Origin of the sequence: Micromonospora endophytica (genome assembly GCF_003236305.1) — a bacterium.
In the GTDB taxonomy this organism is placed as follows: domain Bacteria; phylum Actinomycetota; class Actinomycetes; order Mycobacteriales; family Micromonosporaceae; genus Micromonospora; species Micromonospora endophytica.
The window spans coordinates 1-11,091 of the sequence record NZ_POTX01000202.1 but is presented as its reverse complement, the minus strand read 5'-3'; the positions used below and the strand labels follow the sequence as shown (position 1 = coordinate 11,091).

Below are 11,091 nucleotides of genomic sequence, written 5' to 3'. Positions count from 1 at the left end.
GGGGGTCAGGGTGCCGGGATGTAGCTCGCGTACGCGGCCGGCGTCGGCCAGGGCGGTGAGGCTGGCGCCGCCGAGGAACAGCTCGCCGAGGCAGCGTACGTCGCAGGCCAGATCGGCCGGGCCGGTGGCCGGGGTGCAGGTGGCGGTCTTCGGTCCGCCGAGCAGCCGCCACCGGCCGGTGTTCTCCGGGAGCAGGTCGTCGGTCACCTCGATGACCACGTCGATGTCGGTGGCGTAGCGTCGGGCGGCCAGCGCGGCCGGCACGTTCACCACGCGTACCCAGAGGGCGTCGACCAGCTGGGCCCGGAGCTGGCGCGGTTCGTTCACCAGGCGCAGCAGCGGCTCGTCCGGTGCCACCCGCTGGCAGGAGAGCTGCCGGGTCAGGTCGATCGAGAGCAGCATCCGCCAGATCGCCCGGTACGCCACCGGGTTGCTCGCGACCACCTCGTCGACGGTGGTGACGGACTTCGGGCCGCCGCTGTCCCACTCGCCCTTGGTGCGAAACAGCCCGTACCCGTCGACGCCATCGGGGCCTTCGTGCAGCACCACCCGTCGTTCGGTGGCGCCGCCGCGCTGCGACTCGGGGTCGACGAGCACGTACCGCCACCACCTGTCGTCCCGGGCGGACCAGCCGGGGCGGTCGGTGCGGGCGCGGTCGTACACCCGGGCCAGGTCGGGCTGGCGGTCGGCCGGTCGGTCCAGGCGGAGCCGGCCCTCGTCGGCGCTCGGGGCGGGCAACCGCAGCTCGGTCGTCTCCCCGCGCAGGACGAGTCGCTCGGACGCCAGGCCGTAACCGAAGCGGGGGTAGATCTGTCCCTCACTGGCCCAGAGCACCGCCACCGGCTCCCGGCCGGCGTCGTGGATGTCGCGCAGCTGGCGGCGCATCAGCGCGGTGAGCAGGCCCCGGCGGCGATGGGTGGGCGCGACCCCGACCATGCTGACGTGCGCCGCTGGCATCCCGGCGCCGGGCACCGTCAGCTCCCGGGTGAAGGCCGTGGCGGTGGCCACCAGCTCCGTGCCGTCGCGTACGACAAGGGACCGCTCCGGTTCGAAGATGGCACGTTCGGTCTCGTGGGCCTCGGGTTCCAGACCGTGATGGAACAGCAGGTTGAGGAACCGCCCCAGCTCGTCGAAGTCCTCGGCACGGGCGGTCTCGATGGGCAGCGAAGAGGTTGTCACACCGGTCGTGTCTAACGGATAGGTGCGGTGACGGCGACCCATTTGCCGGCTGGCTACCCTCGAAGTGCCGGTGGTCGCCGCCGGCACAGGGGGAGGAGTCGAGATGCCCGAGCAGACGCAGCCATGGGCGGAGCGGACCGTTGAGGTGCCGCCGCAGCCGGACGCCGCGGTACCGCCGCAGCGCGATCCGTTCCGACGCGGCGTGGCCTCGGTCGGGCCCCGGACGCCGCCCACGGAGCCGTTCCCGACCGTGGAACACGAGCCGACCGGCACCGGTTGGCCGGGTGAGCCCGCGCCGCGTCGGCCGCTGAGCTGGCACGTGGCGCAGTTGAAGCGGGGCGGCGAGTGGAGCATGGCGGGGGCGTTGTTCGCCTTCGTGTGCTGGGGCATCTGGGCGATCTCGGCCGGCGGTGACCTGGCCGGGCAGTTCCTGATCTTCATTTTGAGTCTGCTCGTGGCGGCCGGACTCTTCGCGCTGGCCAGACTGCTCGGCCGGGTGGTGCTGGAACGGCAGTTGGGCCGGATCCGGCGCAGCGCCCGGGGCGCCCACCTGGTGACTGCGATCTTCCTCACCGGCCTGGGCATCGCCTACCTGCAACAGACCCAGTGGGTTCTGGACGCCTGGAGCTGGCTGACGACCTGAGTCCGTCGCCTGACCGGCTGACCGTCTGAGTCCGCCGGGCGGGGTCGGCCACACGCCGACCGCCGCCCGGCGGAGCCGGTCGCGGCACCGCGACCGGAAGGTCGTCACTCCACCAGGACGGGCCTACATACCCGGCCGCCGCCGGTTCATCCGCGACCCCGCCCAAGATCGGCTCTGCCGCCTAGCTGAGGATCTCCCGGGCGGCCGGGCCCATGGGGTCGGTCACGGCCGAGGGGCTACCCCGTGGGTGGCCTGCGCACGCCTGTCCCCGTACCGTCGGGTCATGCGTGTGCTCTCCGTCAATGTGGGCCGACCGCGCCCCAATCCGTGGAAGCCCGGCACCGGGTTGACAGGCATCGACAAGCAGCCGGTCGAGGGGCCGGTGGCCGTGACCGCGCCCGGCCCCAAGGGCACCGGCGAGGTCGGCCTGGCCGGTGACCGCGTCTACGACGTGGCCCACCACGGCGGCACCGACCAGGCGGTGTACGCCTACGCCCGGGAGGATCTCGACCGCTGGGCGGCCGAGTTGGACCGCACCCTCGACAGCGGTTCCTTCGGGGAGAACCTGACCACCGTCGGCGTCGAGGTCAACCGGGCCCTGATCGGTGACCGTTGGCGGGTGGGGTCGGATCTGGTGCTGGAGGTCTCCTGCCCGCGGCTCCCGTGCGGCACGTTCCAGGGCTGGCTGCGGGAGAGCGGTTGGATCAAACGGTTCACCCTGGCCGCCGTGCCCGGCGCGTACCTGCGGGTGATCGAGCCAGGCCAGGTCCGCGCCGGCGACCCGATCGAGGTCGTGCGCCGGCCCGACCACGAGGTGACCATCGAGCTCGCCTTCCGTGCGATGACTCTCGAACCGGAGCTGCTGCCGCGGCTGCTGGTCGCCGACGCGCTGCCCGAGGTGGACCGGGAAAGGATCCGTCGGCGCGTTAGCGGGTAGCGACGGGGTACTCCGTCAGGTGGGACGGAGGATCGATGGAACCAGCACTCACTGCGCCCGCACCCGCGGCGCCACCGCGACCGGCCCACCGCCGCTGGCCGGTGGCGGTGGTCCTGGCCAGCGTCATGTTCCTGGTGCTCTTCGACAGCCTCGCGGTGGCCACCGCCCTGCCGCAGATCGCGACGGAGTTCGACGTCGCACCCGACCGGCTGCAATGGGTGATCACCCTGTACTCGCTGAGCATCGGCGGGTTCCTGCTGCTCGGTGGGCGGGTCTGTGACCTGTGGGGGCGGCGCCGGCTGATCGTCGCCAGCCTGATCGTCAACACGGTCGGCCTGATCGTCGCCGGTGTCGCCGCGACATTGCTTCCGCTGCTCGTCGGCCGGGTGCTCCAGGGCCTCGGCGCCGCCTTCGCCATCCCCGCCGCCCTGGCCTCCGCCGCCGCCCTCTTTCCCGACGAACCCTGGCGCAGCCGGGTCTTCGCCGTGATCGCCGGCGCCGGCAACACCGCCGGGCTCGCCGGTGCCGTCTGCGGTGGCCTGATCACCTCCTACTGGGGTTGGCGCTGGATCTTTCTCGCCGTCGTTCCGGTGGCGGCGGTGGCGGCACTGGCCAGCGCGCGGCTGCTGCCGCCGGATCCACCACCGGTCGGCGAAAGGTCACTTGACGTCGCCGGTGCGGTGCTGGCCACCGGCGGGCTGCTCGCCCTGATCTACGGCGCGACCCGCAGCTCCGAGCAGGGGCCGACCCCGTCGGCCGTGGCCGTTCTCGCCGCCGGTCTGTTCCTGCTGGCCATCCTCGTCCCCCTGGAACGCCGGATACGCCACCCGCTGCTCAAGCCTGCCCTGCTGCGGTCGCGGTCGCTGATGGCGAGCTGCCTGGCGTTCGCGGCACACTCGGCGTCGTACGCGGCGGTCGTCGTGGTGGGCAGCCTCTACCTCCAGCAGGTGCACCGGCTGTCGGCCGCGCAGACCGGGCTGGTGCTCGCCCCGGTGCTGCTCGCCGCGCTGGTCAGCAGTGTGCCGGCGGGGACGCTTATCCGCCGGTACGGCCCACGTACCGTGGTGGCGGTGGCGCTCGTGCTCTGCGCCACCACCCTCACCGCGGTGGCGCTGGTCAGCGGCAGCCCCCTGCCCGTCGTCGTCGCCCTGCTGTTCGCCTGGGGACTCAGCGCCGGTCCCATCTACGTGGCGCTGACCCGGGAGGGCATCGGCAACGCCACCCCCGAGGACCGCGGCACCGCGTCCGCGCTGTTCGAGTCCACCACCCACGTGGGCGGCGCCATCTCCGTGGCGGTGTTCCTCACCATGCTCGGTGCGGGCGCGGCGTTCGGCACCGTGCAGTTGGTCGGCGCCGTGGCAGCCGGCCTCGGTATCGTCGCCACTATCGCGCTCATGCCCGGCCGGTCGTCACCTGCCGCCTGAGAACCGCGCTACCGGGGGTTCGAGGTGATGGTGCTGGCGGTTACCGCGCCTGCGGAGTCGGAGCCCTGCACGGTCACCGGGTCGCCGGCTTTCAGGTCCTTCAACGCCGCCTCCTTCCCGATCCGTACGGCGGTGTCGTCGGTGGTCCGGATGGTGACCACCGTGCCGTCTGCCGTCTCCACGTACAGGGTCGTGCCATCCACCAGTTTCACCGTGCCGGTGGTGGCGGACGTGCTGCTGGCGCTGCGTTGGCTGCCATCAGGCATGCCGCTGGGCATGCCGCTGGGCATGCCGCCGCCCTGCTGCCGGCCGCCGGTGGCACCGCCGACGCTCTGCCCACTCCGGCCACTCGCCAGGTTCCCGGCCGTCGACGTGCCGTACGAGCGTTCCGCCAGGATCCCGCCGGCGAACCCGCCCAGCACCAGCACCAGCGCGCCGAGGTAGATGGTCCACGTGTTCCACCAGCGCCGACCCGCCTGGGCGGCCAGTTCGGCGGCCAGCCCGTCGTCGTCGGCACCGCCCGGGGCACCGGCACGGTGTCCACCGACATGGCGTTCGTCGTCACGTACGTCTGTCATCGTGTCTTCCCGAGGTCACTCGTAGCGGAGGGCGTCGATCGGTCGTAGTCCGGCGGCGCGGCTGGCCGGGACGCTGCCGAAGAAGAGGCCGATCGCCACCGAGACGCCCAGGGCGAGTGCGATCGAACTCGGCACGATCACCGGCTTGATGCCGACGATGCTGAACTGGCTGCCGATCAGGGCCGCCGCGACGCCCAGGCCACCACCGATGAGGCTGAGCATTGTCGCTTCGGCCAGGAACTGGGTCAGGATCGCCCGGCGCGGCGCGCCGAGCGCCTTGCGGATGCCGATTTCCCGCGTTCGTTCGGTCACCGTCACCAGCATGATGTTGGTGATGCCGATGCCGCCGACCAGCAGACTGATGCCGGCCACCGCACCGAGCAGCACGGTGAAGGTGTTCGCCGTCTCGGTCTGCGTCTCCAGCAACTGGGAGGCGTTCTGGATCCGGTACGGCGTAGAACTGTTGCCGCCGCTGGTGGCGGAGACCTTCAGGCGCTGGTCGAGGATGGTGGCGATCTGTGCCTGCACGTCGTCCACCTTGTCCGTGCTGGCCGCCTCGACGATGACCGAGCTGACCGCGCCGTACCCGGTCAGGGCCTGCTGCACGGCGGTGAGTGGGGCCACCGCCACGTCGTTGGCGTCCTGGAAACCGGAGGTGGCACTCTTCTCGTCCAGCACACCTACCACTGTGAACAGCGCGCCGCTGACGGTGACCTGCTGGCCGATCGGGTCGGTGCCGGCGAAGAGTTCCTCGGCGACTGTCGTGCCGATCAGCACCACCCGGCGGCCCTGAGCCAGATCGTCTCCGGTGAAGGCGGCTCCGGTGCCGACCGGGGTGTTCGAGGCGGTGAAATAGCTCGGGTACGTCCCGACGAACTGCTGCACCGAGTGGTCGGTGCCCTGATAGGTGATGGTGGCGGAGGTGCTGACCACCGGCGAGACCGACTTGACGTCCGGTGCCAGCACCGGATCCTGCAACGCCTCGGCGGTCTGCACGGTGATCGCGGTGTTGCTGCTGCCGCCCCGCGAGGTGCTCTGCACGGTGAGGGTGTTGGTGCCCAGCGCGGCGATCCGGTCGGCGATCTGCTGCGCCGACCCGTTGCCGACCGCGACCAGCAGGATCACCGCGCCGACGCCGATCAGTACACCGAGCATGGTCAGCGCCGAGCGGAGTTTGTTGGCGGTCACCCCACGGACGGCGAACCGCAGGATCTCGAGGAAACTCACCGTAGCCGCTCCAGCTGGATTGTCGGTTGGTCGGCCAGGGCGGGTGCGACGCCGATCGGACGTTGCCGTACGTCGGAGGAGATCTGCCCGTCGAAGAGCTTGATCAGCCGGCGGGCCCGCGCGCCCACCTCCGGCTCGTGGGTGATCAGCACGATGGTGCGACCCGCCGCGTTCAGCTCGTCGAAGACCGACAGGATGTCCGTGGTGGACTTGCTGTCCAGGTTTCCGGTCGGCTCATCGGCCAGGATCAGGGCCGGCTCGGTGACCAGTGCCCGGGCCACCGCCACCCGCTGTTGCTGGCCGCCGGAGAGCTGGTTCGGCCCGTGGTTGGCCCGACCGCCGAGCCCCACCAGCTCCAACGCGGCCAGCGCGCGCTGTCGCCGCTGCTTCGCCTGCACTCCGGCGTACGCCAACGGCAGCTCGACGTTGGCCACCGCGCTGGTCCTGGGGATCAGGTTGAACGATTGGAAGACGAAGCCGATCCGCCGGTTACGGACCAGGGCGAGCTGCCGGTCGTTGAGCCGGCTGACGTCCACCCCGTCGAGCAGGTACGTCCCGGTGCTCGGCACGTCCAGACAGCCCACGATGTTCATCAGGGTCGACTTACCGGAGCCGGACGAACCCATGATCGCCACATAGTCGCCGCGTTCGACGACGAGCGAAACGCCGCGCAGCGCGTGCACCGTCGCTTCACCCTCGCCGTACACCTTGGCCACTCGCCGTACGTCGAGCACCGGACGCGGGCCGGTCATCCTCGCCCCCCTCCGGGGCCGCTGCCACCACCGGGGAAGCCGCCGCCGGTCGTCCCGCCCGGTCCACCACCGCCGGGGAAGCCGCCGCCGGACTGGCTGCCGCTGCCGCCGGTGGTCGACGTGTTGATCACGACCTGCTCGCCGACCGTCAGACCCGAGGTGATCTCCACCGCCTGGTCTCCGGTCAGGCCGACCTCGACCGCGCGGGTCACCTGCTGGCCGTTCTCCAGCACGGTGACTGTGTGCCGGTTGCCGACGCTGGTCAGCGCCGCCGAGTTCACGTAGGTCACGTCCTCGGCCCGGCCGACCTCGACCGACACCTCCACGGTCTGTCCGGAGCGCACCCCCTCGGGCAGGCTGTCCAGGCTGAACACCACCCCGTAGGTCACCACGTTGTTGCTGCTTGTCGCGTTCGGGTCGATGGAGGTCAGGGTGGCGGTGGCGGTGGCGTCAGCGAGCGCGTTCCAGGTCACGGTCGCGCTCTGGCCGGCCTTCAGTTTGGTCGCGTCGGCCTCGGCGACGGACGCGGAGACCTCCAGCTCGGTCAGGTCCGCGATGTCGATGAAGCCCGACGAGGAACTGCTCGACGAACCGCTGGAGCTGGCACCGCCCTGCGAGCCGGAGCCGGATCCGCTGGAGCCGCCGGAGCTGGAACCGCCCCCGGAGGAGGCGCCGACGCTGCCGTTGACCGCCACGACCGTACCGGCCATCGGCGCCTTCAGCACCGTGCCCGCAACCGCCTCCTCCGCCTCCTCGACGGCCAGCTCGGCGCTTGTCACCTCGGTGTCGGCGTCGGTGGTGTCGTCGCCGGCCGCCTCGGCGCGGTCCAGGGCCGCCTGGGCCGCGGTCAGGTTGGCCTCGGCGGCGGTGCGGGCGCGCTGCGCCGCCGCATCGTCCACCACGGCCAGCACCTGCCCCTTCTTGACCAGATCACCGACCTTGACCCGGATCTCGGTGACGGTGCCGGAGGTGCCGAACTCGGCGCTGGCGGTCGAGGCGCTCTGCACGGTGCCGGAGGAGGAAACAGTGGCAGTCACCGTGCCCTGGGCGACCTCGACGGTCCGGGTCGCCGCGCCGCTGTCCGCGCCGGCCGGCGAATCGTCCCGGAAAACTGTGTAGGCCCAGACGCCACCACCGAGCACCAGTACGCCGAGTGCGGCGTTGACAAGCAGCGATGGGCGGCGTAGCCGGGCCAGACGTCCCACTGGCATGCGCAACAGCCTGGACCGTACGCCTCGAAGTGGCCCCGGTGTTTCCTCGGAGCCCGCTGGGAACCGAGGCTCAGCCCGGCTGGGGCGGGCTGCCGGTGGGCAGCAGCACCCGGAAGGTTGACCCCTGTCCCACCGTGGTGGTCACCTCCACCCGGCCGCCGTGCCGCTGCACGATCGCCGCCACGATCGCCAGCCCCAACCCGGAGCCGACCCCGTTGCTGCGGGTCCGGCTCGCCTCGACCCGGTAGAGCCGTTCGAAGATGCGGGGCACATGCTCGGCCGGGATCCCCGGCCCGTTGTCAGCCACCTCGAGTACCGCCTGCTGACTCTCGCCCGCGTCGGCCAGCCGACCCACCCGTACCGTGATGTCGGTGCCGGGCGGGGTGTGCAGCAACGCGTTCGCGACCAGGTTGGTGGCGACCTGCCGCAGCCGGTGCTCGTCGCCCTGCACCTGCACCGGGTCGAAGCTCTCCGCGTCGTCGCTGCCGTACGTCTCCAGCCGGACCGGCCGGTCCGGCATGCGGGCGTACGCGTCCCGGATGGTGTCGGCGGCTATCGCCAGCAGGTCCACCGGCTGCCGCCGGATCGGTCGTTGGGCGTCCAGCCGCGCCAGCAGCAGCAGATCGTCGACGAGCAGCCCCATCCGGGCCGCCTCGCGCTCGATCCGGCTCATCGCCTCGTCCAGCACCGGGCCAGGCGGCGTGCCGCCACGCCGGTACAGCTCCGCGAAACCGCGAATGGAGGTGAGCGGGGTACGTAACTCGTGTGAGGCGTCCGCGACGAACTGGCGCAGGCGCTGCTCGGAGGTGCTGCGGGCGGCCATCTCGGCGCCGATGCGGTCGAGCATCGTGTTCAACGCGGCACCGAGCCGCCCCGGTTCGGTGTGCGGATCGGTGTCCGCCACCCGGCGGGACAGGTCACCTGCGGTGATCTCGGCGGAGATGGTCTCCATCTCGGTCAGCGGACGCAGGCCGATCCGCACCACCACCGCCGCGGTCAGGCTCAGTGCCAGCACCACAAGCGTCATCACCACACCGTCGATGAGGAGCAGACCGTCGGCGGTGGCGTCGATGTCCCGCAGCGTCGAGCCGACCACCGCCAACCCGCCGTCGTCGGCCGGCTCGACCAGAATCCGCCAGCGGCTGTCGCCGTCGCGCGCATCGACAGTGAACGGCGTCCCGGCCCGCTGCACCAGATCGGCGTAGTCGGTGAGCGCGGGCGGCGAGAGGTCGGTGGGAAAGAGTTCCATGGTCGAGGCGGTGCCGTTCGGGTGGTAGGTCACCACCATCTGACCGGGGCCGGTGCCGGGCGGTGGCCGGTCCGACCGGGCCGATTCGGCTGCCGGCTCGACCGGCGGCCGGTTCACCGCCGCCTGGACCATCCGCGTCAGCTGCCGGTCCACCCGATCGACGAGATAACTGCGGAGCAGCACCAGGCCGGCGGCGTTCGCGATCAGCAGCGCGACCACCGCGAGTACGGCGACCACCACGACCAGCCGGGACCGCAGGGTCCAGTGCCGCCACCGACGCGGCACCACCCGCCTGCGCCGGATCATTCGTCCGCCGTCCGGGGCAGCCGTAACGCGTACCCCACCCCGCGTACGGTGTGGATCAGCGGCGGATCCCAGCGATCGATCTTCTTCCGCAGGTAGTAGACGTACGATTCGACGATTCGGCCGTCGCCGCCGAAGTCGTAACTCCACACCCGGTCCAGGATCTGCGCCTTGCTGACCACCCGACCGGCGTTGACCATCAGGTAGCGCAGCAGGTTGAACTCGGTAGGTGAAAGGTCGATCAACCGCCCAGCCCGTTGCACCTCGTGGGCGTCGTCATTCAGCTCAAGATCGGCGTAGCGCAGGGTGGGGCCGGCCGGCTCGACCCGGCTGCGGCGCAGGATCGCCCGGATCCGCAGCACCACCTCCTCCAGGCTGAACGGCTTGGTGACGTAGTCGTCGGCACCGGCAGTGAGCCCGGAGATCCGGTCCTCGACGGTGTCCCGGGCGGTAAGGAACAGCACGGGCACCGCCGGCCCGGTGGGCATGGCCCGCAACCGCTGTGCCACCTGGAAGCCGTCGAGGTCGGGCATCATCACATCGAGTACGACGAGATCCGGCTCGAACTCGGCGGCGACCGCCAACGCCTCGTGCCCGCCCTCGGCGCTGCGTACGTCGAAGTCGACCAGACGCAGCGTGGCCGAGAGCAGGGCCCGAATGTTGGACTCGTCGTCCACCACGAGAATCCTCATCGGCCGGGCAACTGACTCTGCTGCTGGTTGACGCACGTCCGCCCCCTCGATTCGACAGTCGGTCGGTATCTCAGCGAGGCTGGCTGGAGATGCCCCCAGAATCAGCTGTGTCCACCCTTTGCGACGCGACCGTCACCAGGTGGCGATGACCACATCGCCCTCGGCGAGCCCGGAGACGATCTCGGTGTGCTGGTCGCCGCGCAACCCGATGGTCACCTGCCGGGTCTGGTCGCCGCCGGCCGTACGCAGCAGCACCGTCCCGGTCGACTCATCGACCGGGTGCACCGCCGTGGCGGGTAGCCGAAGCCCGTCCGGCACCGACGTGACGATCACCCGGACACTCGCGCTCTGCCCGACCAGGACGTCGGCCGGCACCTCGGCAAAGCTGATCAGCACGCCGAAGGTGACCATCTGATCGCTGGCGGTGCCCACCGGATCGACCTGGGTGACGGTGGCGGCGAACTCCTCGCCGGGACGGTCGGCCAAGGTGATGGTCGCGGGCAGGCCGGTGACCAGCCGCCCCGCGTCCGCCTCGGGGAAACTCGCCGACACCTCCATGCCTGCGACATCACCGAGGGTGATGACGGTGCTGCCGCCGCTGACCTGGGCGCCGACCGTGCTGGTGACCGTGAGAATCTTGCCGGCGATCGGCGCGGTGATCCTGGTGCCGGCGAGAGCGGCCTCCGCCTCGGCCAGGCTGACCTGCGCGTTGTTGACCTGCTGCTGGGCGCGGAGCACCGGATCGCTGCCGGACTGCCCGTTCCGGCTGGTGCAGTCACCCTCAGCCGGGGCCGGCGAACTCGACTGGCGTGGCGTCGCGCCGGCCGAGGCGCTCGGGGTGGCGGTGGGCGTGCTTGTCGACGCACTCGGGGTGGGGCTGGCGGTCGATGCCTCGG

At 71.4% G+C, this 11,091-nt stretch carries 11 protein-coding genes; 3 read left to right on the top strand and 8 right to left on the bottom strand.

What is annotated here, in order from left to right; genetic code table 11:
- Positions 1-1,179: GNAT family N-acetyltransferase (locus tag C1I93_RS23365; RefSeq protein ID WP_258378333.1), on the bottom strand; the 1,179-nt coding region annotated here is incomplete at its 3' end.
- 103 nt (positions 1,180-1,282) lie between these two features.
- Between C1I93_RS23365 and C1I93_RS23360 the strand changes: the two genes are divergently transcribed.
- From C1I93_RS23360 to C1I93_RS23350, 3 genes are all read left to right on the top strand, one after another.
- The gene (locus C1I93_RS23360; RefSeq protein ID WP_111245438.1) at positions 1,283-1,822 is read left to right on the top strand and encodes a cation:proton antiporter; all 540 of its coding nucleotides are present in this window, start codon (positions 1,283-1,285) and stop codon (positions 1,820-1,822) included.
- A 283-nt stretch (positions 1,823-2,105) separates the two neighbouring features.
- Positions 2,106-2,759 (top strand): MOSC domain-containing protein, encoded by a 654-nt coding sequence (locus C1I93_RS23355; protein WP_111245437.1) that lies wholly within the window; start codon positions 2,106-2,108, stop codon positions 2,757-2,759.
- 35 nt (positions 2,760-2,794) lie between these two features.
- Positions 2,795-4,183: an MFS transporter gene (locus C1I93_RS23350; protein ID WP_111245436.1), complete on the top strand. Its 1,389-nt coding sequence runs from the start codon at positions 2,795-2,797 to the stop codon at positions 4,181-4,183.
- Between the two features lie 8 nt (positions 4,184-4,191).
- Here the strand turns inward: C1I93_RS23350 and C1I93_RS23345 are convergent, their stop codons facing one another.
- The 7 genes from C1I93_RS23345 to C1I93_RS23315 all read right to left on the bottom strand — a co-directional run.
- Positions 4,192-4,761, bottom strand: a complete 570-nt coding sequence (locus tag C1I93_RS23345) for a hypothetical protein (protein ID WP_223256586.1) — start codon at positions 4,759-4,761, stop codon at positions 4,192-4,194.
- Positions 4,762-4,776: 15 nt separating this feature from the next.
- Entirely contained in the window at positions 4,777-5,988 is a 1,212-nt protein-coding gene (locus C1I93_RS23340) for an ABC transporter permease (RefSeq protein WP_111245435.1), read from the bottom strand.
- Positions 5,985-6,740 carry an ABC transporter ATP-binding protein gene (locus tag C1I93_RS23335; RefSeq protein WP_111245434.1) on the bottom strand — a complete coding sequence of 252 codons (756 nt, stop codon included), beginning with the start codon at positions 6,738-6,740 and terminating at the stop codon, positions 5,985-5,987. The genes C1I93_RS23340 and C1I93_RS23335 overlap by 4 nt, the downstream gene beginning before the upstream one ends.
- The gene (locus tag C1I93_RS23330; RefSeq protein WP_111245433.1) at positions 6,737-7,951 is read right to left on the bottom strand and encodes an efflux RND transporter periplasmic adaptor subunit; all 1,215 of its coding nucleotides are present in this window, start codon (positions 7,949-7,951) and stop codon (positions 6,737-6,739) included. The genes C1I93_RS23335 and C1I93_RS23330 overlap by 4 nt, the downstream gene beginning before the upstream one ends.
- 70 nt (positions 7,952-8,021) lie before the next feature.
- On the bottom strand, positions 8,022-9,506 hold the full coding sequence (locus C1I93_RS23325) for a sensor histidine kinase (RefSeq protein WP_420811778.1): 1,485 nt from the start codon (positions 9,504-9,506) through the stop codon (positions 8,022-8,024).
- A complete protein-coding gene (locus C1I93_RS23320) occupies positions 9,503-10,195 on the bottom strand; it encodes a response regulator transcription factor (RefSeq protein ID WP_111245432.1) in 693 nt (230 codons plus the stop codon). Before C1I93_RS23320 ends, C1I93_RS23325 begins: the two co-directional genes overlap by 4 nt.
- 132 nt (positions 10,196-10,327) lie before the next feature.
- On the bottom strand, positions 10,328-11,091 hold a 764-nt coding region (locus C1I93_RS23315), incomplete at its 5' end, for an efflux RND transporter periplasmic adaptor subunit (RefSeq protein ID WP_146603562.1).

Coding starts and splice junctions, on each gene's coding strand:
- C1I93_RS23360 (WP_111245438.1), top strand. CDS start 1,283: ATGCCCGAGCAGACGCAGCCATGGGCGGAGCGGACCGTTGAGGTGCCG.
- C1I93_RS23355 (WP_111245437.1), top strand. CDS start 2,106: ATGCGTGTGCTCTCCGTCAATGTGGGCCGACCGCGCCCCAATCCGTGG.
- C1I93_RS23350 (WP_111245436.1), top strand. CDS start 2,795: ATGGAACCAGCACTCACTGCGCCCGCACCCGCGGCGCCACCGCGACCG.
- C1I93_RS23345 (WP_223256586.1), bottom strand. CDS start 4,761: ATGACAGACGTACGTGACGACGAACGCCATGTCGGTGGACACCGTGCC.
- C1I93_RS23335 (WP_111245434.1), bottom strand. CDS start 6,740: ATGACCGGCCCGCGTCCGGTGCTCGACGTACGGCGAGTGGCCAAGGTG.
- C1I93_RS23330 (WP_111245433.1), bottom strand. CDS start 7,951: ATGCCAGTGGGACGTCTGGCCCGGCTACGCCGCCCATCGCTGCTTGTC.
- C1I93_RS23325 (WP_420811778.1), bottom strand. CDS start 9,506: ATGATCCGGCGCAGGCGGGTGGTGCCGCGTCGGTGGCGGCACTGGACC.
- C1I93_RS23320 (WP_111245432.1), bottom strand. CDS start 10,195: ATGAGGATTCTCGTGGTGGACGACGAGTCCAACATTCGGGCCCTGCTC.